This window comes from Citrobacter sp. LST-B2 (assembly GCF_057983045.1).
Map to the genome: position 1 here is coordinate 4,211,492 of NZ_CP192598.1, position 22,824 is coordinate 4,234,315.

Consider the following 22,824-nt stretch of genomic DNA (forward strand, 5'->3'; position numbering starts at 1 on the left):
ACCCACCTGCAATACTATGAATATCACTGCCTCACAAAAAAATGGCTCATTACTCTTGCGCCCTGGCTTTTTGTATTCCTCTGGAGTCAGGGTTTGTCGCAGCCAAATTTACCGTGCAGTACAGCGCGCCGTTTCATCTTTTATTCCTGCGTGGCGCATTTTCCTGTCTGGTCCTTCTGCTGCTTACACTGGGGTTCAGGGCCCGTTTTCCGTCCGGCAGAGGAATGGTTCGCAACCTGATTGTCGGACTTTTCCTGCAGAGCTTCTTTCTGGGCGGATGCTTTTATGCCATCCATCGTGGCATGCCGTCAGGCATTGTGGCGCTCATCACCGGCCTGCAGCCGGTACTGACTGCAATACTGGTTTCACTCATGCACCGTCAGTCCCTGCATCCCCGGAAATGGCTGGGTATTGCGATTGGCTTTGCGGGCGTTTTCCTGGTGCTCTCGCCAGGCCAGCATAGTTTTGCACTGGATCCTGTGGCTTTTGGGTCGGTCATGCTGGGGTTATTTGGCGTAACGATCGGAGCGCTTTATCAGCGCCGTGCTCAGGGAGATGGACATATCTTTGCGAACACGTTTTTACAGTACGTCACTTTGACAATATCGATGGGTGCAATTAGCCTGATGTTCGAATCTGCTCCGACGCAGTGGAGCTTATCATTTGCGCTGGGTCTGGGCTGGCTGGTTATTGGCGTATCGGTTCTGGCGATTATGTTGCTGATTTTTATGATACGAAGCGGTGAAGCAACCAAAGTCGCTACTTACTTTTACCTGGTTCCCATTCTCACGGCAGCTGAAGCGTGGTTGCTGTTTGGAGAGGCCATTACATTGCCCATGCTTGTGGGTATGGCAATAACTATAATCGGCCTGATTTTTGTCATCCGGGAATAGACAACCGCACGCGTCGCTGTATGCTTTTGTATATGGCGACGTATAATAGCGGTCAAAGTCAAATTCCGGATGAATATGCAAACAGTCAGCTTTTCCGATTCTCCCGTTGATGATCTCCTCGCTGAGCTTCTTACCCTGGCACGCTCCCGTTTTCCACTTCCCTGCGATTGCCTTCGCGCAGAACAGACGCATCAGGTAAAGAAGTTCGAGGTGGAAGGTGCGACCCTTTCCTTCCCGCTGGAAGGAGAATTCCGGTATCGTGAAAATGAGAAATGGCACCGGGTGATCCCGGGCGAGATTATGGTCGTCCCGAATGCCCGTAGCATCGATATAGAATATGCCCCTTCAGAACAAAGTGGTGAGTTTGTTGCCCTGAGCGTGGTGCTCGCGGAGGAACAGCTTGAAGCAGCCAGGCTGTTACTTGCCGCACCACCACCACAGGACACCGGCAGCATCGCAGCCATTTCCGTATCAGCTCTTCTTTCACCCCTTAACCGCTGGACAGCCGCAATGCGGGAAGGGAAGCGTCCGCTTTCCCTGCACGCCATGGTTGAAGTGGTGCTCTGGCTTTATGGCATGGGATACCATGCTTTGCTGCGAGCCCGGCAGCCAAGTCTGGCCATGAAAATCCGTCAGATGGTAGCGGACAAACCGGCTCATCCCTGGAGTGCTGCTGAAATTGAAGATCTGACGGGACTCAGTGGCCCCACGCTTCGGCGCCACCTGGCCAGTGAGTCAACCAGCTTACGCTCAGTTATCGCCGATGCACGTATCGCGGAGGCTCTCCGCCTGCTGATGACATCGACGCTGCCGGTAAAAACGGTCGCGGGGCGGGTGGGTTACAATTCACTATCGAGCTTCAGCAAGCAGTTTTCTGAACGCTATGGAATCGAACCTTCAGGGTTCCGCTGACTTCAGTTCGTTCAAGGTACACATTGCGTCCCTCGCACTTCAGTAACTTGCGTGGATCTTTCGAATATAACGGAAGATATTGGCCGGCATTGCGTGTAACCGGTTCAGGAGTTCTCATCGTGACGGGAGAGCTAAATCGGTACGGCTGTTGTTCTCAGCTATAAGAACAACTGAGTATCTGACCAGCTGTCTGGTGCTGGCAGCAGCATGCAGTGCAATCGGTCAGGCTCAAAGGAACTGACCTGATGTCAGGTTATAATTTCGGACACATCATAACCCCAGAAGGAGACAACTGTGGTTCATGTTTTCATTATCGGTGGTACAGGCAAAATCGGCCAGCGTCTGTGCAGGATCCTTTCAGGTAGGGGGCATGCTGTTCGTGCCCTCTACCGTAAGCCAGAGCAGCAGGCATTGCTAGGCGAGCTGGGTGCTGAGCCCGTCAGTGGGAGCCTGACAGAGCTGGATGCAGCTGCGCTGGCGATGCACTTTGCAGGTAGTGATACAGTGGTGTTTACTGCCGGTGCCGGCGGTAAGGGGGGACAGGAGATGACCAATGCGGTCGACGGCGAAGGGCTGAAAAAGTCGGTAGCTGCCGCCCTCAGTGCCGGTGTGTCTCGCTTTCTGCTCGTTTCTGCATTCCCGGAGTCCGCACGGGGAGAAACCACTTCTGAATCATTCGAAAATTATATGCGTGTTAAAAAAATGGCCGATGTGGAACTAGCACAAAGCGAGCTTGACTGGGTGATCCTGCGCCCCGGCGCGCTGCAGGATAAGACTGGTACGGGTTATGTACGTGCCGGCCTGGCCATCCCGTATGGTAACGTGCCCCGTGATGACGTGGCGGCTACGCTGGCTGAACTCATTGAGCAACCTGCCGTCAGCCGCGTCATCATTGAGCTGACGTCTGGCGATGCTCCTGTCCGTGAAGCCATACAGAAGCTGGCGGGCCGATAAAAGGCAGCGCACGTACCAGCAGGCTGCAGGCCCCCAGGCGTTTACAATAAACTTTCCAGCCAGTCGGTAAACGCCCGTACTTTTCGGGAGAGATGGCGGTGCGGATACAGAAGTTACAGTTTGCGATTCGGGGACGTATTATCTGGCAGAACCTCTACCAACAGCCCGCGATCGAGATAAGGCTGCAAAAAAATATTCATGCCCTGTAGTATTCCCAGCCCCGCCAGGCCTGCTGCAATGTAGGCTTCTGAGTTATCCACGACAAGCCTGCCTGGAAGTTCAATTTCGGTGGAGCCCTCTGACGTCCCGAATGTCCAGGGCATAACTTGTCTGTTGCTGCTGTTAATCCAGTTGACGGCCTGATGCTGCTGCAACTCGTCCATTGTTTCCGGGGTGCCGTGTTGATCAAGATACGCAGGACTGGCGCAGGTCGTCATTTTAACGGTTCCCACCTCCTTTGCGATATAGTCGCCATCGTCCAGCTCCCCCACCCTCAGTATGCAGTCCAGGCCATCATGCAGCATATTCCGTCGGCGGTCTGAGCTGCTCAGGATAATTTCAATTCCGGGATGCTGGCGATAAAAATCAGGCAGGTTGGGTATAACAAGTAAAGCCGCAAACGCGACAGGCATATCTATGAGCGAATTATAGTCATTCGCACCCTGAGAATTACACTTTAAGTGATTCAGGGTATGCGCTTACTGGTTACGAATATTGAGCGAGAATCACGTGATGATCGCCGCTTTTCTTTCGAGCCAGTGGGTGCTCCACGTTCGCTAACGAATACTCAGGGCATGCAGATAAACTGCTGGCTATATTTCTTTCGAAGAGCGTGGAATGCATACCAATCCCCGATAAAAAGGAGTTGGTGATGACTGTGACTAATCAATTTGCTGCGCACGTTGGTCTGGACTGGGCTGATAAAAAACACGATGTCTGTGTTCAGTTTAAAAACGGTGAACGCGTATTCGATGTGATTGAACATACAGCAGAAGCGCTTGATGCCTGGCTTACTGAGTTACACCAGAAAGTAAAAGGTAGAATCGCAATAGCTCTCGAACTGAAGAAGGGCCCCGTGGTATATGCTCTTCAAAAATACCCCTTTATCACCGTTTTCCCCGTCCACGCATTGTCCCTGGCTCGTTATCGGCAAGCCTTCTCGCCCAGCGGCGCTAAAGATGATCCGCAGGATGCCGAGCTGGCATTAGAGTTAATGCTGCGTTACCCCCAGAAGATAAAAGCTATTGAACCCGACAATGCGGATATTCGCTTACTTCAGCAACTGGTTGAGCAACGTCGTCAGTTGGTTGAAGATAAACGACGCTTTGTGAACCGGATAATCAATACGCTTAAACAGTATTATCCTCAGCCACTGGAGTGGTTCTCACATCGGGGTAGCTTACTGTTGTGTGAGCTGATTATCCGGTGGCCCAGTCTGCAACAACTGAAACGAGCCAGACGCGACACGATCCGCAACTTTCTGAATGCCAAAGGTGGTCGCGCTATGGCCCTTACCGAGCAACGTGTTGCGAGTATTGATAATGCGATCCCATTGACTACAGACCCGAGTGTTATAGAGGCTAATGCTTTGATGGCAGCAGCACTGGCGACACAAATTAAAGTCGTGAGTGAAATCATCAAAACCTATGACGAACGAATCGAAACGCTGTTTGACACATTGCCAGATGCGGGGCTGTTCAAATCACTTCCGGGCATGGGACCGTGCATGGGCCCACGGATGCTTGCTGCACTTGGTGATAACCGTGACCGGTTTAACAGCGCTGAAGAAATTCAAAACTACGCAGGTATAGCACCGGTGACCGAACGAAGCGGCCAAAAATCCTGGGTTCACTGGCGATGGCAATGTGCCAAGTTCGTCAGGCAGACCTTTGTTGAATGGGCTGCCAAGACGGTTAATTCATCATACTGGGCCAAACTGTATTATCAGGGCCTTAGAGAAAAGGGCAAATCTCATCAGTCTGCGATCCGGGCACTGGCGTTCAAATGGATAAGGATCATTTACCGCTGCTGGAAGGCCAGAACCTGTTATGACGAAGCGAAATATTTGCTGGCTCTCGAAGCGAGACACTCGCCCTTACTGAAGCCATAAAAAGCTTGTCGAATGTCTCAGGGCGTGAAGCAGACATATTCACTGAAATTTTTAGGAAGCATTTTCTTGCCCATACGTGGCTTTATCTGCCGATTTTCAGAAAACGCATTCACCGTTATCGACGCGCTTTTCTGTCGTCAGCGGGATCGTCCCGCCTGAACCATCAGACACACCAAGTACCAGCACCTCTGACTTTTCAGGTCCCATCTTCATGGTACCCAGATTGACGATGCAGATTACCTGCGTTTCCTGCAGGTCTTCTGCTGCATAGTTAGTATACGCACCGCATGACACCCTTGTTCCCAGTTCTGGTCCTAGGTCAATAGTCATGCGCCAGGTGGGCTTTGATGTTTTACTCTCCTCAACCCTGATGATGGTACCGGCACGCATATCGAGAGCCGAAAATGAGTCAAATGACGCTTTATCTTTCATAATTCTTTCCTTTTTGCGATTTCAAAGTTTTCTTTCCGTTGCCGGAACAGACTGAAACGTAACTTTCCAGCCGGAACGGTGATGAGCCCCAGACACGTAACTATCAGTCCGACGCCTGCCCATCCGGAAGGCGGCAGCCTTTCACCGACGAGCACAACGGCCAGCAGTGCGGCTATAACCGGCTCCAGCAGACTGATCGTGGTTGCCATACTGGGGACGTCTCAGAAAACGAATCTATGGTCACTCCCGTTTTTGCAACACCGATTTTGACGACAAGTTGGCTTGCTTGAATCTATCCGGCGTCTGAATGGGATTTTATTCCCGCGCCTCGATGAGTTCCGCGCCTGATGAACCTCCAGAAAATATACGGCTTCAATGAGCCTTTCCGTTTTACAGGTTCCTCAACAGGCCGGTGGGCCGTTAGTATCATCAATATCAGTATTCGCAAAACCAGATGAATGATTGTTTAAACTGGTGTATTTCTGCCTTTATGCTTCGTAAGTTTGCTGTCGCGCCGTCAGTGCCCAGGCTATTCTGGCCAGCTTGTTTGCCAGAGCACAGGTGACGACAAAGTTGCTTTTCCGACACAACAACTCCCTGACCCAGTCGGCCAACTTGCCAGACTGGTGTTCCAGTTTTTGTATGAATACCCTGGCACACTGAACCAACAAAGTTCGGATCTTTTTGTTGCCCCGCTTGCTAATCCCTAACAATGTCGTCCGACCTCCCGTGCTGTACTGTCGGGGTACCAGCCCTGTTGCCGCCGCAAAGTCACGGCTGCTGGCGTACTGCTTCCCGTCGCCAATCTCAGTTGAAATAGTACTGGCAGTCAGCGTTCCAACGCAGGGAATACTCAGCAAGCGCTGTCCAACCTCATCTTCGTCCAACTTTCGTTTCAACTGAGATTCCAGATCTTTAATCTGCTCAACAAGATAGTGATAATGCTGTTGTAATTTCAGCAGTAACTGGCTGAGATAAAGAGGCAAACTACTGTCCTCAAGAAGGGTACTCAGTCGACTAATAACGGCAGCACCTCGCGGAACGCTGATACCAAATTCCAGCAGAAAAGCATGCATCTGATTAGTTGTTTTCACCTTATCCTGAACCAGGGATTCACGGACACGATGCAGAGCTCGCATTGCCTGCTGAGATTCGGTTCTGGGCTGCACGAAACGCATAGATGGACGTGATGCTGCTTCACAGATAGCTTCAGCATCAACGAAGTCATTTTTGTTGCTTTTAACGAATGGGCGGACAAATTGCGGTGATATCAGCTTTGGAAAATGCCCTAACTCTGCCAGCTTGCGTGCTATAAAGTGAGAACCGCCACAGGCTTCCATCGCGATGGTTGTTGCCGGGCATGTCGCCAGAAATTCGATTAGCTTTGGTCGGGTGAATTTTTTACGGTAAACGGCCTTCCCACGATGATCCTGACAATGAATATGGAAAGAGTTCTTACCCAGATCGATACCAATAAGCGCAATGTTTTCCATGATGGTTCTCCGAATGAAAGCCTGTCCTCAGCATAGTACTGGGAAGGAGGGAGTGACCATCTCATTAAAAATCTGGCGCTAAGCTAAATTAGGCTGGTTTGACCCGCGTGCGTAGCAAGCTACCGTCCGCGATTTCCTCGAACCGGCTCGCCTTCTCAATGCAGCCTTGCACTGTGCCGTCATGGCACGAGCCGCCTTGCTTTTTGACGTCGCGGAAGTCGGCACCGGAGCGGTGCACACTGGTGGACATGCCGCGCAGCAGGCTGTAGCTTGATAGCTTCGGCACGTAGTCAATGCCGCCCAGCAGAGCGTTGTTAATTATGATTGTTATGTAAGATAACGCTTTTGCATACCGTTGGTTCTTTGTTGCATACTTGCAACAAAGCCGATTGAGTCAGGTAGATTACTTGATGAAGCAACATTTAGGAGGAAGCTATGCAAGTTAGTATGCGTAAGCTGGGGTCACAGGGGCTGGAAGTTTCGGCGCTTGGTCTTGGTTGCATGGGGATGTCGGAATTTTATAGCGGTCGCGATGAGGGCGAGGCGATCGCGACGATCCACCGGGCGCTCGAGCTTGGTGTCACATTCCTTGATACCGCCGACATGTACGGTCCCTTTACCAACGAGGCCTTGGTCGGTAAGGCAATCGCTGATCGCCGCCATGGGGTCGTGCTGGCAACTAAGTTCGCCAACGTCCGAAGCGAGAATGGTGAATATCTTGGCATTCGTGGCGATGCGGAATATGTGCGCCAAGCTTGTGATGCGTCGTTGAAGCGCCTTGGGGTTGACTACATCGACCTTTATTACCAGCACCGGGTGGACCCGAACACGCCGATCGAGGAAACAGTAGGTGCCATGGCCGATCTTGTTAAGGCAGGTAAGGTCCGTTACCTTGGTTTGTCGGAAGCCGCGCCAGAAACCATTCGCCGCGCTCATGCGGTTCACCCGATCTCGGCCCTGCAGACCGAATATTCGCTCTGGAGCCGCGATCCGGAAGACGAGATACTGCCGACCGTGCGCGAACTCGGCATCGGGTATGTGGCTTATAGCCCGCTGGGACGCGGCTTTCTCACAGGTCAGATCCGCAGCATTGAGGATCTCGCCGAGGACGACTATCGGCGGCACGCGCCCCGCTTCCAGGGTGAAAGCTTCCAGAAAAACCTTGACTTAGTCGCGGAAATCGAGACGATGGCGCGTGAGAAAGGCTGCACGCCAGCCCAGCTAGCGCTGGCATGGCTGCTTGCGCAGGGTAAGGACGTTGTTCCGATTCCAGGGACCAAGAAACGGGCGAGACTTGAGGAGAACGTAGAGGCGCTTGAGGTGTGTATCACGGCTGAGGATCGCAGCCGAATCGACCGCATCTTGCCGCCTGGTGCCGTCGTCGGAGAGCGCTATGCTGCACCTCAGATGCAGGCGCTGAACCGATGAGTGGCAAGAAACTCAAGGGCAAGGTTGCCATCGTCACCGGCGGTGGTCGCGGGCTCGGTCGGGCGATGGTGCTGGGACTCGTGGCGGCCGGAGCGCGGGTTGTCATGACCGCATCGCGTGAGGCGGCCGAAGTCGAGGGCGTGGCTAGCGAAGTCGGGAACGACCGGCTAATTCCGGTACTTGCCGATGTCACGCGTGAAGAAGATTGTGCCCGCGTCGTGGCAATGGCACAGCATCACTTCGGTCGACTTGATATCCTCGTCAATAACGCCGGTCGCGGTATGAAGTATGTCAGCGAGCAATTCCTGACCGATCCAACCCGTTTCTGGGAAACCGACCCGGACATCTGGCGCCTTGTCATCGACACCAACGTCAATGGCCCCTTTCTGATGGCACGGGCAGCGGTCCCAGTGATGATCAAGGCAGGTCGCGGGCGCATCATCAATATGGCACTGTTGCAAAGTTAGCGATGAGGCAGCCTTTTGTCTTATTCAAAGGCCTTACATTTCAAAAACTCTGCTTACCAGGCGCATTTCGCCCAGGGGATCACCATAATAAAATGCTGAGGCCTGGCCTTTGCGTAGTGCACGCATCACCTCAATACCTTTGATGGTGGCGTAAGCCGTCTTCATGGATTTAAATCCCAGCGTGGCGTTGATTATCCGTTTCAGTTTGCCATGATCGCATTCAATCACGTTGTTCCGGTACTTAATCTGTCGGTGTTCAACGTCAGACGGGCACCGGCCTTCGCGTTTGAGCAGAGCAAGCGCGCGACCATAGGCGGGCGCTTTATCCGTGTTGATGAATCGTGGGATCTGCCACTTCTTCACGTTGTTGAGGATTTTACCCAGAAACCGGTATGCAGCTTTGCTGTTACGACGGGAGGAGAGATAAAAATCGACAGTGCGGCCCCGGCTGTCGACGGCCCGGTACAGATACGCCCAGCGGCCATTGACCTTCACGTAGGTTTCATCCATGTGCCACGGGCAAAGATCGGAAGGGTTACGCCAGTACCAGCGCAGCCGTTTTTCCATTTCAGGCGCATAACGCTGAACCCAGCGGTAAATCGTGGAGTGATCGACATTCACTCCGCGTTCAGCCAGCATCTCCTGCAGCTCACGGTAACTGATGCCGTATTTGCAGTACCAGCGTACGGCCCACAGAATGATGTCACGCTGAAAATGCCGGCCTTTGAATGGGTTCATGTGCAGCTCCATCAGCAAAAGGGGATGATAAGTTTATCACCACCGACTATTTGCAACAGTGCCCCATTTTTCCCATAGTGCCTTCAGTACTAAGGCCGTTCTCAAGAAAGCGAATAGCGATGCCTTTTTTATAGCAAGTATCCACGATGCGAATCATATCTGCGGTATTACGTCCAAGACGATCCATTTTTGTACAGAGAATAATGTCATCTTTCTCCGCTCTGGCAAGGAGTCGCTGTAGCCCTTCGCGCTCATCAGTTGCTCCCGACATCATGTCAGTAAACACTCGATCATCCCTCACTCCCGCTGTGTTGAGCTCAGTAACCTGGCTCGTCAGTTTCTGATGGCTGGTTGATACTCTTGCATACCCTAATAATGCCATTTTGGTCTCATAAATCGATATTGATACTGCGTAGTATCATAAGGCATAAATCACGATTTTTGATACTCATGTTTAGGGCAGTTTTCATTGGTCTCAAAATTTATAACATTTGAGACGGTTAAAAAGAGAACAGAACACCCGTTTACGAAAGGATGCGTGATGGCTGCTGATTTTCTGACCGACAAACAGACACAGAACTACGGGCGTTATGCCGCAGAGCCAAACGAGATCCAGCTGGCACGGTATTTTCATCTTGATGAGCGAGACCTTACTTTCATCAACCTGCGTAGGGGCAGGCATAACCGGTTGGGAATTGCCCTTCAACTCACAACTGCCCGCTTTCTGGGAACCTTCTTGTCCGATCTCATGCAAATACCGCCCGGTGTCCAGTTTTATGTCGCAAGGCAACTTAACATCCGCTATCCAGAGATCATTTCCCGCTATGCTCAAAGGGAAAACACACGTTGGGAGCACCACGGGCTTATCAGGCAGCACTATAGCTATCATGATTTCGGTGATTTCCCGTGGTCGTTCAGACTGAAGCGATTGCTGTATACCCGTGCATGGCTCAGTAATGAACGCCCCGGACTGATGTTCGATTTTGCCACCGCGTGGTTGCTTCAAAATAAAGTGTTGTTGCCAGCCGCATCCACCCTGACGAGAGTCATTGGTGAAATCCGTGAGCGTGCGACCCGCCGCTTGTGGCGAAAATTGGCCGCGCTGCCAAACCGTTGGCAGACCGCACAACTGGCTGGGTTACTTGAAATCCCCGAAGGACAGCGACTCTCAGTGATGGAGCACCTAAAAAGAGGCCCTGTCACTATCAGCGGCCCCGCGTTCACTGAAGCACTTGAACGTTACACTCGCCTGCGCAGCCTGGAGTTTTCCTGTCTGAATTTCACTGGGCTGCCCGCCATACAGCTCCGCAATCTGGCACGCTATGCCGGAATGGCATCGGTGAAATATATCAGCAGAATGCCAGAAGAACGGCGGCTGGCGATCCTTACCGCATTCGTGAAAGCGCAAGAAATCTCGGCGCTGGACGAGGCCGTTGACGTGCTGGATATGCTGATCCTCAATATTACCCGGGAGGCGAAGAAAACCGGGCAGAAAAAGCGACTTAGGACGCTCAAGGATCTTGACCGCGCGGCGTTGCTGCTGGCGCGGGCATGCGCACTTTTACTTGATGAAGATACCGCCGATGATTTGCTGCGAAAGACCATATTCAGCAGTGTGTCTGTCGCCAGACTGGCAGAGTCCGTGGAAAAAGTGAATGAACTGGCCCGCCCCCAGGATACAAACTTTCAGGATGAAATGGTGGAGCAATACGGACGGGTAAGGCGTTTTTTGCCCGCACTACTGCGCGATCTGCACTTCCGTGCGGCCCCAGACGGTGAACATACCTTGGCTGCCATCCATTACCTGGCAGAGCTAAACGGCTCGAAAAAACGGATCCTGGACGATGCACCTGAACATATCATTTCAGGCCCTTGGAAACGCCTGGTGTACGATGCTGACGGTCGGATACAGCGAGCAGGTTACTCGTTGTGTCTGCTGGAGCGACTTCAGGATGCGCTACGCCGTCGTGACATCTGGTTGGAAAACAGCGATCGTTGGGGTGATCCGCGCCAAAAACTTCTTCAGGGGGAGGAATGGCAGGCGCAGCGGGTTCCAGTCTGCCGGGCATTGGGTCACCCCACTAATGGCAGTAAAGCATCGGAGCAATTGGCCGCTCAGTTAGATGAAACCTGGAAAACGGTGGCATCACGTTTTGATCGCAATACCGCCGTGGACATCTGCAATGAAGGTAAACATCCTTCGCTGACCATCAGCAGCCTGGATAAATTGGATGAACCACCGGCGCTGATACAACTGAGCAGCCGAGTCAGACAATTGCTTCCACCCGTTGACCTGACAGAACTGTTGCTCGAGATTGACGCCAGAACTGGCTTCACCCGTGAATTCAGCCATGTCAGCGAGTCAGGTGCCCGTGCGCAGGATCTGCATATAAGCCTGTGTGCGGTGATGCTGGCTGAGGCCTGCAATATCGGACATGAGCCGCTGATCAAGCACAATATCCCTGCACTGACTCGCCATCGTCTGAGCTGGGTGAAACAGAACTACATCCGAGCAGAAACGCTGGTTAGCGCCAATGCGCGGCTGGTTGATTTTCAGTCCTCGTTAGCGTTGGCAGGATACTGGGGGGCGGGGAGGTAGCCTCCGCTGATGGTATGCGTTTTGTCACGCCAGTGAAAACGGTGAATTCTGGCCCCAACAGAAAATACTTTGGTTCAGGGCGCGGCATCACCTGGTACAACTTTGTCTCTGACCAATATTCGGGTTTTCATGGCATAGTGATTCCTGGAACACTGCGGGATTCCATCTTTGTGCTGGAAGGGCTACTTGAGCAACAAACGGGACTAAACCCGGTTGAAATCATGACGGACACAGCAGGTACCAGTGACATTATCTTTGGCCTGTTCTGGCTACTGGGATACCAATTTTCACCTCGTCTGGCGGATGCGGGTGAGGCTGTGTTCTGGCGGGCCGACAAAGCAGCGAATTACGGGGCGTTGGACAAACTGGCGCGGGGTTGTGTTGACCTTTCTAAAATCGAAAGCCACTGGGATGAGATGATGCGGGTTGCCGGTTCGCTGAAGCTGGGCACTATTCATGCGTCAGAACTCATTCGATCGCTATTGAGAAGTACCCGACCGTCAGGGCTTGCTCAGGCAATAATGGAGGTCGGAAGAGTTAACAAGACACTGTATCTTCTCAACTATATTGATGATGAGGACTATCGTCGCCGGATCCTAACACAGTTGAACCGGGGTGAAGGCCGCCATGCCGTTGCAAGAGCCATCTGCTACGGTCAGCGTGGCGAGATCAGAAAACGTTACCGCGAGGGGCAGGAAGATCAGTTGGGTGCGCTGGGTCTGGTGACAAACGCAGTGGTGCTGTGGAATACGCTTTATATGCAGGAAGCCTTGTCGCACCTGCGCAGCATCGGGGAAGGGCCAGAGGATGAACATATCGCGCGGCTTTCGCCTCTGATGCACGGTCATATCAACATGCTGGGACATTATACGTTCACACTACCGGAGGATATTATGAAGGGGGAATTGAGGCCGTTAAATCTCAATTTAAACAATGAATTATCTCCTTAGCGTGGTTTTTTACATCATTGGCCCTCAAACCCCATGATGATGGTTTCGAAACGTCTTAAGGCCAAAGACTATCGAACGGTTTCCACGGGATTTAACGTCCTGAGCTCTAAGCCAGGGCTGATAACTTTGGCCATAGCCCACTCCTATGCCGTCACCTAGCGCATTTTCATAATCCAAATAGGATTTGAGACGCCTACCCCTACCCATGATCGTACCCAAAAAACGACATTGATACGTACCTATATGTGCATTTTATAGTCTCCAACCCTATAACCACACATTCAGTAAGCATACAACATTAGCGTCGTTTTTTGAGAATGGTTACAACTTTAGTGCTTTGTGTACAACTTTATTGTCTTCGGACATACGCAGGTTTCTGTCGGACAGTTTTTCCGCCAGTCTCTACCGTTACTGGGTACCTTGTTACTCATGCTGATGTTGGTGACCTACATACCGGCTATTTCGTTATTTCTCGTCTAACCTGTTGACCCCATAGTGTCCCCGCTCGCGGGGACTTTTCCCTGTGACCGGACAGCGCGTTATACTGCCCTCACTGTCACCTTATTCCCGGTATCGTTATGCACATTACGGTTCGCCCCACTACACTGGCAGACGCTGCCGTTCTGCCTGCGATTGAACGCTCAGCAGGACAGCGTTTTTTAACGGTGCCTGCGCTGGCATGGATCGCGGACGATCATATTGTCAGCGCGGAACTGCACCGTGAATATGCCGCTAAAGGATTGAGTTGGCTGGCGCTGGTTGACGATCGGCCCGTTGGATTTCTGCTGGGCGAAGCGATGGAGACGTCGCTGTATATTGCCGAATTTTCGCTGCATCTGGCGTGGCAAGGTAAAGGCATTGGCCGCCAGTTAATCAACACCGTCGCGCAATGGGCGTGTGAGCAGGGCTTTACCTCCCTGACGCTCACCACGTTTCGCCATGTCGCCTGGAACGCACCGCTGTATCAACATCTGGGATTTGAAATACTGGAAGAGAACGCGTTGCCGGCGGCATTACGCCAGAAGCGAGAGGAAGAAACGGCGCATGGCATCCCGTTTGAATCGCGTTGTGCCATGCGCCTGATGCTTAATTAAAACGTTTCCCAGTTATCCCCGGTTTCCGCTACAGCGGCTTTACGCGGTTGAACCGTTGTGGAAACGGACTTCACGCTGGCAACGTCACGCGCACGCTGCTGTTCCTGCTGGATACGAAACACGGCGACGGCCTGCGTCAGACGGCTGGCCTGCTCTTCCAGCGCCGCAGCGGCGGCGGCTGACTCTTCCACCAGCGAGGCGTTCTGCTGAGTTACGCGATCCATTTCCGCCACGGCCAGACCGACCTGGTCAATCCCACGGCTTTGCTCATCGGAAGCCGACGCGATTTCGCCCATGATGTCGGTCACGCGGGTTACCGCATTCACAATCTCATCCATGGTTTCACCGGCGCTTTCTACCAGCGTAGAACCGACGTCAACACGGCTCACGGAGTCTTCAATCAGGCTCTTGATCTCGCGCGCTGCCTGCGCACTGCGCTGCGCGAGGTTACGTACTTCACCGGCAACCACCGCAAAGCCGCGTCCCTGTTCACCTGCACGTGCCGCTTCTACCGCAGCGTTCAGCGCCAGAATGTTGGTCTGGAAGGCAATGCCGTCGATCACGCTGATAATGTCAGCAATTTTCTGTGAACTGGAGGCGATATCGCGCATGGTTTGCACCACGTTATCCACCACTTTTCCGCCTTTTTGCGCCGTTTCGGACGCGCTCAGCGCAAGATGGCTGGCCTGACGGGCGTTTTCGGCGTTCTGCTTAACGGTCGCCGTCAACTCTTCCATGCTCGCCGCCGTCTCTTCCAGAGAGGCTGCCTGCTGCTCGGTACGGGAAGAGAGATCGTTGTTACCCATCGCGATTTCGCTGGCGCCGCTGTAAATGGCGTTCGCGCCGTTACGCACATCGCCCACGGTACGCACCAGTTCACCCTGCATGTGGCGCAGGCTTTCCGCCAGTTGGCCCATTTCATTGGTGCCTTCTACATCAATCCGCTTCACCAGATCGCCGCTGGCAATGTGACGAATGCTCGCGATCAGGCGGTTCATTGGCGCGATCAGCGACAGTTTGATGCCAAACCAGACGGCAATAATGACCACCAGCACCGCCAACAACACGCTGCCCAGAACCCACATCGCCTGGCTGTAAGAGCTGTTGTTGTCCTCTACCGCCAGGTCATACAGACGGTCGTTCTGTTGCAAGTAGTTCACATACTGCTTCTCAAAACCATCCTGATACCCCTGGGTTGGCTGATCGAAAAACTCGTTGATTTTCCCGGCCCCGAGCAACTGGATCAGTTCGGCTAACGCGTTGTGATAGATATCGTAATTGCGTTTAATTTCCGCCGATGCCGCTTCACTTTGACGTGGGTCACGCGGTAACGCTTCATAGTCCGCCCAGTTTTTCTCCGCCTGTTTCAAAGAGGCGCTGGCAATCTGCATCAGCTCCGCAACGGTCGCGCCGCTGCCGATATTGTTCTGATCCATCATGTAGCGGATACCCGCACGGTTAAGGGTGTTACGCGTTTGCAGCAGAGCCACCCAACTGCCGTTCAGCGTAGACTGCTGCTGGCGAATAGTTTGCAGAACGGTGAAATTCTCTTTGTCATTTTTCAATGCGTTAAAGAACAAACCGCCCGAAGTGAGTTGTAAAAGGCCAAATAAAGCCAGAACCAGCAATAAGCTGGTCACAATCTTGATACGTTTTAACATGTTTTCTCTTTCCGCTAGACAGATACTCTGGTTGTCGGCCTGGAACGAGAAAACTTTATGCAATCGCGAGGGGTATCACAGGAAATTTGTTCAATTAACTGGCAAAAAATGCGATTACCCTCTACCCGAACGGGAATCAGGCGAGGATGCCTCGCCCGTTCTGCCTTATCTCAGTGCGGAAATGTCCTCAAACAGGGAACGGGTAATCGTCACCCCTTCCAGCAACGATTTCTCACGCGAACTGAAGCGTCTTTCTCCTGGTAAGCGTGCGCCTTGCTCTTGCATTGCGGCAAACAGGGTTTCGGCGCGATCCAGATGATGATGCGCCTCATCCCCGAGGAACCGGGACGGGTCAAGTGCCAGAATCAGCTCGCCGCCGTATGGTAGACCGCCTGCCCCATCATCCCAGGCCAGCGATTCCGCACTGGTCATATCACCGATGAGCGGCCCTGCCAGCAGTTCAACCATTGCCGCAAACGCCGAGCCCTTGTGTCCGCCAAAGGTCAGCATCGCGCCATTTAATACCGCCTGCGGATCGGTTGACGGTCGCCCTTCGCTGTCGATACCCCACCCTTCCGGAATCGCTTTTCCAGCTCGCAGATGCAACTGGATCTCGCCGCGCGCCGCCGCGCTGGTCGCCATATCAAAAATGTAAGGCGGTTTGCCTTTGCGCGGCCAGCCAAACGCGATGGGATTGGTGCCAAACAGCGGACGCGTACCGCCTGACGGTGCGACCCAGGCGTGACTTGGCGTACAGGCGTAGCCCACCAGTCCGGCGTCCGTCAGAAGTTCAATATCTGCAAATAATGCGGAAAAGTGAACGCAGCGGTTGATCGCCAGCGCCGCAATTCCGCATGCGCTGGCTTTACTGATGAGCAACGGCAGCGCCTGTTCATAGGCCACCAGCGAGAACGCGCCGCCAGCATCTGCTTTGACGATAGCGGGCGCCTGATCGAAAATCTGCGGACGGGCATCAGCGGAGACTTTTCCTTTACGCAGGGTCTCGACGATCCCCAGCAAGCGCCATAACCCGTGAGACACGCAGCCGTCGCGCTCGCCCGCCGTCACATTGCGCGCGATAGCATCCGCATGTTCCGCGCTAAAGCCGTTGCTGCTCAGCACCTCACGCGCCAGCGTGTAAGCCTCAGATAAAGTGAGGTTTACTGTTTCCATGTTGTTCTCCTTATGATGTTGTCGGCAATAAGCGTAGTCGGTATTCACCCTTCGTTGGCGGATTTTTCTTTGTGATCTCAGTCACATAATATTTACCGCCCGGCGATCCTCTTTACCGCTTACTGACACTTCTGACCGCTTAACTCACCATTTGACCGCTCACTTATTTACCTTACTTTACACGCGCGACTCTCTGGCAAGATCGTCACCAACATAGCAGTCAAATTACCTCTTCAAACGCAACCCAAACCAAACGGCTTCGGCCAATTATTCATCTTATAAAACCAGGTTTTACTATGGATACGAAAAAGATATTCAAGCACATACCCTGGGTGATCCTCGGGATCATCGGGGCATTCTGCCTCTCGGTTGTCGCCTTACGCCGGGGTGAACACGTCAGCGCCCTGTGGATCGTGGTCGCTTCCGTGTCGGTATATCTGGTGGCTTACCGCTACTACAGCCTGTACATCGCCCAGAAGGTGATGAAGCTCGACCCTACACGTTCGACACCTGCGGTCATCAATAACGATGGCCTGAACTACGTTCCGACCAACCGCTATGTCCTGTTCGGACACCACTTTGCCGCAATCGCGGGCGCTGGTCCGCTGGTCGGTCCGGTTCTGGCGGCGCAGATGGGTTACCTGCCTGGTACCCTGTGGCTGTTGGCGGGTGTGGTGCTGGCGGGTGCGGTCCAGGACTTCATGGTACTGTTTATCTCTTCTCGCCGTAACGGCGCGTCGCTTGGCGAGATGATTAAAGAAGAGATGGGCTCCGTGCCGGGGACCATTGCCCTGTTTGGCTGCTTCTTAATTATGATCATCATCCTCGCGGTACTGGCGCTGATCGTCGTAAAAGCGCTGGCAGAAAGCCCGTGGGGGGTCTTCACCGTTTGCTCCACCGTACCTATCGCGCTGTTCATGGGGATCTACATGCGCTTCCTGCGTCCGGGGCGTGTGGGTGAAGTGTCGGTGATTGGTATTGTTCTGCTGGTTGCGTCTATTTACTTCGGCGGCGTGATTGCTCACGACCCGTACTGGGGCCCGGCGCTGACCTTTAAAGACACCACCATTACCTTTGCACTGATCGGCTATGCGTTCGTTTCTGCACTGCTGCCAGTATGGCTGATCCTCGCTCCACGCGACTATCTGGCCACCTTCCTGAAAATCGGCGTGATCGTCGGCCTGGCGCTGGGTATCGTGATCCTCAACCCAGAGCTGAAAATGCCGGCCATGACCCAGTACATCGATGGTACCGGTCCGCTGTGGAAAGGTGCGCTGTTCCCGTTCCTGTTCATTACCATCGCCTGTGGTGCGGTCTCTGGCTTCCACGCCCTGATCTCTTCCGGTACCACGCCGAAACTGCTGGCCTGTGAAACAGACGCCCGCTTCATCGGTTACGGCGCGATGCTGATGGAATCCTTCGTGGCGATCATGGCGCTGGTTGCGGCGTCCATTATCGAACCGGGTCTCTACTTTGCGATGAACACCCCACCGGCAGGCCTGGGCATTACCATGCCGAACCTGCATGAAATGGGGGGTGAGAACGCGCCGCTGATTATGGCACAGTTGAAAGACGTGACCGCGCATGCGGCGGCAACCGTCAGTTCCTGGGGCTTCGTGATTTCGCCAGAGCAGATCCTGCAAACGGCGAAAGACATCGGCGAACCGTCCGTTCTGAACCGTGCTGGTGGTGCACCGACGCTGGCGGTAGGTATCGCGCACGTGTTCCACAAAGTGTTGCCGATGGCGGACATGGGCTTCTGGTACCACTTCGGTATTCTGTTTGAAGCGCTGTTCATCCTGACCGCGCTGGATGCCGGTACCCGTTCTGGTCGCTTTATGTTGCAAGACCTGCTGGGTAACTTCGTTCCGTTCCTGAAGAAAACCGACTCTCTGGTTGCCGGTATCATCGGTACGGCGGGCTGCGTGGGTCTGTGGGGTTACCTGCTGTATCAGGGCGTGGTCGATCCGCTGGGCGGCGTGAAGAGCCTGTGGCCTCTGTTCGGTATCTCTAACCAGATGCTGGCAGCCGTGGCGCTGGTTCTGGGTACCGTGGTACTGATTAAAATGCAGCGCACCAAATACATCTGGGTGACCGTTATCCCGGCAGTATGGCTGCTGATCTGCACCACCTGGGCGCTGGGCCTGAAACTGTTCAGCTCCAACCCGCAGATGGAAGGCTTCTTCTACATGGCTAACCAGTACAAAGAGAAGATTGCCAACGGCGGCGAACTGACCGCACAACAGATTGCTAACATGAATCACATCGTTGTGAACAACTACACCAACGCCGGCCTGAGTATTCTGTTCCTGGTGGTGGTGTACAGCATCATCTTCTATGGTTTCAAAACCTGGATGAATGTGCGCAACGTCGACAAGCGTACCGATAAAGAAACACCGTACGTTCCGATTCCTGAAGGCGGCGTGAAGACCTCTTCACATCACTAAGCTGATGCCGGGTAACGCTTCGCATACCCGGCCTACAAAATGCTGTAAGCGTAGGCCGGATAAGGCGAAAGCCGCCATCCGGCTTTAATCATTCACGAGGCGGCACAATGTTTGGTAACTTAGGTCAGGCAAAAAAATATCTCGGCCAGGCGGCAAAGATGTTGATTGGTATTCCAGACTACGACAACTATGTCGAGCATATGCAAACCAACCATCCGGACAAGCCGTACATGAGCTATGAAGAATTCTTCCGCGAGCGCCAGCAGGCGCGCTACGGCGGCGACGGTAAAGGCGGCATGCGCTGCTGTTAGAAGGAGAAGTGAATGACCCCGATTGCAGTCACCCTACTCACCGGTTTTCTTGGCGCAGGTAAAACCACCCTGCTACGCCACATCCTCAACGAAGAACACGGCTACAAGATTGCCGTTATCGAAAACGAATTCGGCGAAGTGTCCGTGGACGATCAGCTAATTGGCGATCGCGCCACGCAGATCAAAACCCTGACCAACGGCTGCATCTGCTGTACCCGTTCCAACGAGCTGGAAGACGCGCTGTTAGACCTGCTCGATAACCTCGATAAAGGCACCATCAATTTTGATCGTCTGGTGATCGAGTGCACCGGCATGGCCGACCCCGGCCCGATTATTCAGACCTTTTTCTCCCACGACGTGATTTGTCAGCGCTATCTGCTGGACGGCGTGATTGCGCTGGTTGATGCGGTCCATGCCGACGATCAAATGAACCAGTTCACCATCGCCCAGTCGCAGGTCGGCTATGCCGATCGCATTCTGCTGACTAAAACCGACGTCGCTGGCGAAAGTGAAAAGCTTCGCGAACGTCTGGCGCGCATCAACGCCCGCGCCCCGGTGTATACCGTTACGCACGGCGATATCGATCTTTCTCTGCTATTCGACACCAACGGTTTTATGCTGGAAGAGAACGTCGTCAGCACCAAACCGCGCTTCCACTTTATCGCCGACAAGCAGAACGATATCTCTTCCATTGTGGTGGAACTGGATTACCCGGTGGATATCGGCGACGTCTCCCGCGTGATGGAAAACCTGCTGCTGGAATCCGCCGAAAAACTGCTGCGTTACAAAGGTATGCTGTGGATTGAAGGCGAACCGAACCGTCTGCTGTTCCAGGGTGTACAGCGACTCTATAGCGCCGACTGGGACCGCCCGTGGGGCGACGAACAACCGCACAGCACGCTGGTGTTTATCGGCATTCAGTTGCCGGAAGACGACATCAGAGCCGCCTTTGCGGGGCTGAAGAAGTCGTGATTCCCGTGCCCGATAGCGCTACGCTTATCGGGCCTACGGTTCTTCCCCGGGCGGCAGCCATCCGACACTCACTCCACCACAAATCGCGTCGCCGCAAAGCAGTTCAGTATTCGGTGGACCAGAAAGACCATCGTCAGCGTTGCCAGCAGCGCGACGGTGACTGAGGTGATGCGATACAGGTCGCTGAACACTAAATCGCTGTTCGGGTGCAGGTTCTGGCCGAACATAATACCGATTGTGGTGATGCTGGCGAACCCCACGCCTGCACCCACTTTTTCCATGACGTGCAGACGGGCGCTAAAAGCCAATCCAAGACCGATCAGCGGCATCATTAACAGCATGTGATTACTGAAATCATAAATCAGTAACTGCACCACCAGAATATAGAGACAGGCCAGTACCACACCGACGACGCGCCAGAGGGAACTCAGGACCGCGCCGCGATAGTGCATCGGAAAGAGGATCAAAATCCCCGCCATCAGCGCTGACAGCGAATCGCTCAGATCGCAAATCTGGAAGATCACAAAGATCATCGTCGCCACGGTGCCGGAAAGCAGCGATTCGTGGCGAATGCGGGCGTCGTCTTTCTCAATGCGCGGCGGCGAGTTACGCGGTTCCACATCGGGGATCAAATAGTGCAGCAGCGCACTCAGCGCTACCGCCATCACGCAGGCCTCCATGTTGGAAAACATCAGCGTGTGCCAGTCTGTGGTGGGATAGCTCATAAAATTGAGCATCGTACTCTGGCAGACCACACCCATTGACCCCAGCAGAAACAGCGGCCCCTTGCTCATAAAGCGAAAGCGCATCACGTAAAGGCCAAACACCACCAGCGTCATGATCACTGGCCACTGCGAGAGATAACCGACAATCAATACCATTTCGACGCAGTTCACCGCCGCACTGAACACAAACTGCCGCGCTACGTGGCGGTTAAACACCGGTACCAGCGACATCAGCATCAACGGATAGACCACGAAGAAAACGCCGTACTGGACGTTGTAAAAGGTCGAAATGCTTAGCGCTATCGTCCCGGCAACGGCTATCCGCAGAGTCTGGCGAAAGTCGTTGGCTGTATAGACGATGTTATCATGTGGCGTGAATACGCGCGCCAGGGTGTTAATAGACATAATGCAGCCAACTGACCAGGCGGATTTGCGCGCCAGCAAAAGTACGGGCAAAGGGGCCTTCGCTGTTATACAACTGCACCGTGGCGCGGGCACCGGTCGGTAACGGTTTGTCCAGTGGTTCACTCAGCGTCACGTGAATACGCATCCGCTGCGCATCGCGCACCCAACGGGTGGATTGCTCTGGCTGCGACAGTTGACCGTTGACCTCTTCCTGTCCGGCGAGGATCCCCGCATCGCTGCTGGTCACACGCGCACGGAACACTTTACCCGGCATGGCATCAAACACCACGGCGGCATCGGTATTGACGCGGGTATGGCGCAGGCTCTTCTCGCGGAAATCGGCCACGATATCCGTCTGATTACTGACCAGCGCCAGCAGTGGCGTGGCGGCGGTAGCGTAAAGCCCGGCGTTAAGCTGGAGATTACTCACCGTTCCGTCCGTCTCTGCGCGCACTTTTGTCCATGCCAGATTCAACTGCGCCTCTTCCAGCGCGTTGCGATACTTTTGCAGCGTCACGTTATGGCTGTCTTCGCGCTCGCCGCGTTGGATCAGCAGATTCTGGATGTTGGCATGCAGCGCGGTTACCGACTGTTCGCTGGTCTGCCAGGTCGTCCGCACCCTGTCGAGATCCGCCTGCGAGACGTTTTGCATCGCGCTTAGCCGCTGATAACGATCGAACGTCAGTTTGTCATTACGCGCCGTATATTCAGCAGTACGCAGGTTGGCGCGGGCAGAAGCAATCTGTGCATCCAGTTGCTGATTGCTCAGTCTGGCCTGCGCAAAGGCGATTTGCGCGGCCTCGACTTTGTTGATAAATGGCGTGGGATCCAGCTCGTAAAGCAGATCGCCTTTTTTTACCATGCTGTTGTTCTGCACGTAGACGTGCGAAACATACCCGGAAACGCGTGCTGAAACCGGCGTAACTGTACGCATCACCGTGGAATCTGGCGTCAGCGGGATCCAAATATCGGCAACGATAAACCAGGCGAATATGGCAAGGAAAGCGGCAATACTCACCCTTACCCAACGGGCAAATTTTTGTTCTGGGGTCATCATAGT

The 22,824-nt window shown here is 53.7% G+C and carries 18 protein-coding genes and 6 pseudogenes; 12 read left to right on the top strand and 12 right to left on the bottom strand.

Annotated elements, in window-relative coordinates; genetic code table 11:
- The first annotated feature begins 113 nt into the window (after nt 1-113).
- The 3 genes from ACQ0PY_RS20295 to ACQ0PY_RS20305 all read left to right on the top strand — a co-directional run bounded on the left by ACQ0PY_RS20295 (nt 114) and on the right by ACQ0PY_RS20305 (nt 2,759).
- Complete coding sequence (locus ACQ0PY_RS20295; protein ID WP_048702732.1) at nt 114-893, top strand: DMT family transporter; 780 nt, start codon at nt 114-116, stop codon at nt 891-893.
- A 75-nt stretch (nt 894-968) separates the two neighbouring features.
- Complete coding sequence (locus ACQ0PY_RS20300) at nt 969-1,805, top strand: helix-turn-helix transcriptional regulator (RefSeq protein WP_023279881.1); 837 nt, start codon at nt 969-971, stop codon at nt 1,803-1,805.
- Nucleotides 1,806-2,099: 294 nt separating this feature from the next.
- Nucleotides 2,100-2,759, top strand: a complete 660-nt coding sequence (locus ACQ0PY_RS20305; RefSeq protein WP_085397589.1) for an SDR family oxidoreductase — start codon at nt 2,100-2,102, stop codon at nt 2,757-2,759.
- 41 nt (nt 2,760-2,800) lie between these two features.
- Here ACQ0PY_RS20305 and ACQ0PY_RS20310 read toward each other — a convergent pair.
- A pseudogene (locus ACQ0PY_RS20310) lies at nt 2,801-3,397 on the bottom strand (LysR substrate-binding domain-containing protein); the annotation flags it as partial.
- 233 nt (nt 3,398-3,630) lie between these two features.
- Between ACQ0PY_RS20310 and ACQ0PY_RS20315 the strand changes: the two are divergent.
- A complete protein-coding gene (locus tag ACQ0PY_RS20315) occupies nt 3,631-4,869 on the top strand; it encodes an IS110-like element ISEsa2 family transposase (protein WP_000219087.1) in 1,239 nt (412 codons plus the stop codon).
- A 96-nt stretch (nt 4,870-4,965) separates the two neighbouring features.
- Here the strand turns inward: ACQ0PY_RS20315 and ACQ0PY_RS20320 are convergent, their stop codons facing one another.
- The 4 genes and pseudogenes from ACQ0PY_RS20320 to ACQ0PY_RS20335 all read right to left on the bottom strand — a co-directional run bounded on the left by ACQ0PY_RS20320 (nt 4,966) and on the right by ACQ0PY_RS20335 (nt 7,080).
- On the bottom strand, nt 4,966-5,301 hold the full coding sequence (locus ACQ0PY_RS20320; protein WP_016236507.1) for a hypothetical protein: 336 nt from the start codon (nt 5,299-5,301) through the stop codon (nt 4,966-4,968).
- A pseudogene (locus tag ACQ0PY_RS20325) lies at nt 5,298-5,513 on the bottom strand (EamA family transporter); the annotation flags it as partial. The pseudogene ACQ0PY_RS20325 and the gene ACQ0PY_RS20320, both read right to left, overlap by 4 nt.
- A 276-nt stretch (nt 5,514-5,789) precedes the next feature.
- Nucleotides 5,790-6,794 (bottom strand): IS110-like element IS5075 family transposase, encoded by a 1,005-nt coding sequence (locus ACQ0PY_RS20330; RefSeq protein WP_064575655.1) that lies wholly within the window; start codon nt 6,792-6,794, stop codon nt 5,790-5,792.
- Between the two features lie 88 nt (nt 6,795-6,882).
- Nucleotides 6,883-7,080: a site-specific integrase gene (locus ACQ0PY_RS20335; RefSeq protein ID WP_192468026.1), complete on the bottom strand. Its 198-nt coding sequence runs from the start codon at nt 7,078-7,080 to the stop codon at nt 6,883-6,885.
- Between the two features lie 149 nt (nt 7,081-7,229).
- Between ACQ0PY_RS20335 and ACQ0PY_RS20340 the strand changes: the two genes are divergently transcribed.
- Nucleotides 7,230-8,222 (top strand): aldo/keto reductase, encoded by a 993-nt coding sequence (locus ACQ0PY_RS20340; RefSeq protein ID WP_225622146.1) that lies wholly within the window; start codon nt 7,230-7,232, stop codon nt 8,220-8,222.
- Nucleotides 8,219-8,689 (top strand): SDR family NAD(P)-dependent oxidoreductase, encoded by a 471-nt coding sequence (locus ACQ0PY_RS20345; RefSeq protein ID WP_317007337.1) that lies wholly within the window; start codon nt 8,219-8,221, stop codon nt 8,687-8,689. The genes ACQ0PY_RS20340 and ACQ0PY_RS20345 overlap by 4 nt, the downstream gene beginning before the upstream one ends.
- A 33-nt stretch (nt 8,690-8,722) precedes the next feature.
- On the opposite strand, the gene ACQ0PY_RS20350 is transcribed toward ACQ0PY_RS20345, so the two are convergent.
- Together ACQ0PY_RS20350 and ACQ0PY_RS20355 are read right to left on the bottom strand one after the other, a co-directional pair.
- Nucleotides 8,723-9,427, bottom strand: coding sequence for an IS6-like element IS26 family transposase (locus ACQ0PY_RS20350; protein ID WP_001067858.1), 705 nt, complete (start codon nt 9,425-9,427; stop codon nt 8,723-8,725).
- Between the two features lie 64 nt (nt 9,428-9,491).
- Nucleotides 9,492-9,809 (bottom strand): annotated as a pseudogene (locus ACQ0PY_RS20355) (recombinase family protein); the annotation flags it as partial.
- A 159-nt stretch (nt 9,810-9,968) separates the two neighbouring features.
- Between ACQ0PY_RS20355 and ACQ0PY_RS20360 the strand changes: the two are divergent.
- Nucleotides 9,969-12,976: pseudogene (locus ACQ0PY_RS20360) on the top strand (Tn3 family transposase).
- A gap of 36 nt (nt 12,977-13,012) precedes the next feature.
- Here the strand turns inward: ACQ0PY_RS20360 and ACQ0PY_RS20365 are convergent.
- Nucleotides 13,013-13,183, bottom strand: a pseudogene (locus ACQ0PY_RS20365) (TnsA endonuclease N-terminal domain-containing protein); the annotation flags it as partial.
- Between the two features lie 144 nt (nt 13,184-13,327).
- On the opposite strand from ACQ0PY_RS20365, the pseudogene ACQ0PY_RS20370 reads away from it, so the two are divergent.
- Together ACQ0PY_RS20370 and ACQ0PY_RS20375 are read left to right on the top strand one after the other, a co-directional pair.
- Nucleotides 13,328-13,456: pseudogene (locus ACQ0PY_RS20370) on the top strand (C4-dicarboxylate ABC transporter); the annotation flags it as partial.
- Nucleotides 13,457-13,554: 98 nt separating this feature from the next.
- Complete coding sequence (locus ACQ0PY_RS20375; RefSeq protein ID WP_042999312.1) at nt 13,555-14,070, top strand: GNAT family N-acetyltransferase; 516 nt, start codon at nt 13,555-13,557, stop codon at nt 14,068-14,070.
- On the opposite strand, the gene tsr is transcribed toward ACQ0PY_RS20375, so the two are convergent.
- On the bottom strand, nt 14,067-15,731 hold the full coding sequence (gene tsr / locus ACQ0PY_RS20380) for a methyl-accepting chemotaxis protein (RefSeq protein ID WP_042999311.1): 1,665 nt from the start codon (nt 15,729-15,731) through the stop codon (nt 14,067-14,069). The genes ACQ0PY_RS20375 and tsr overlap by 4 nt on opposite strands.
- 165 nt (nt 15,732-15,896) lie before the next feature.
- Entirely contained in the window at nt 15,897-16,904 is a 1,008-nt protein-coding gene (locus tag ACQ0PY_RS20385; RefSeq protein WP_109739493.1) for an Ldh family oxidoreductase, read from the bottom strand.
- Nucleotides 16,905-17,200: 296 nt separating this feature from the next.
- On the opposite strand from ACQ0PY_RS20385, the gene btsT reads away from it, so the two are divergent.
- The 3 genes from btsT (at nt 17,201) to yjiA (ending at nt 20,634) form a co-directional block, all read left to right on the top strand.
- On the top strand, nt 17,201-19,351 hold the full coding sequence (btsT, locus tag ACQ0PY_RS20390) for a pyruvate/proton symporter BtsT (protein WP_042321961.1): 2,151 nt from the start codon (nt 17,201-17,203) through the stop codon (nt 19,349-19,351).
- Nucleotides 19,352-19,458: 107 nt separating this feature from the next.
- Nucleotides 19,459-19,662, top strand: a complete 204-nt coding sequence (locus ACQ0PY_RS20395) for a YbdD/YjiX family protein (RefSeq protein ID WP_024130742.1) — start codon at nt 19,459-19,461, stop codon at nt 19,660-19,662.
- Between the two features lie 12 nt (nt 19,663-19,674).
- On the top strand, nt 19,675-20,634 hold the full coding sequence (gene yjiA, locus ACQ0PY_RS20400) for a GTPase (protein ID WP_044253881.1): 960 nt from the start codon (nt 19,675-19,677) through the stop codon (nt 20,632-20,634).
- Between the two features lie 68 nt (nt 20,635-20,702).
- Here the strand turns inward: yjiA and ACQ0PY_RS20405 are convergent, their stop codons facing one another.
- Together ACQ0PY_RS20405 and ACQ0PY_RS20410 are read right to left on the bottom strand one after the other, a co-directional pair.
- Nucleotides 20,703-21,764: a DUF2955 domain-containing protein gene (locus tag ACQ0PY_RS20405; protein ID WP_042999307.1), complete on the bottom strand. Its 1,062-nt coding sequence runs from the start codon at nt 21,762-21,764 to the stop codon at nt 20,703-20,705.
- The gene (locus tag ACQ0PY_RS20410; protein WP_109739494.1) at nt 21,754-22,821 is read right to left on the bottom strand and encodes an HlyD family secretion protein; all 1,068 of its coding nucleotides are present in this window, start codon (nt 22,819-22,821) and stop codon (nt 21,754-21,756) included. The genes ACQ0PY_RS20405 and ACQ0PY_RS20410 overlap by 11 nt, the downstream gene beginning before the upstream one ends.
- Nucleotides 22,822-22,824 lie beyond the last annotated feature (3 nt).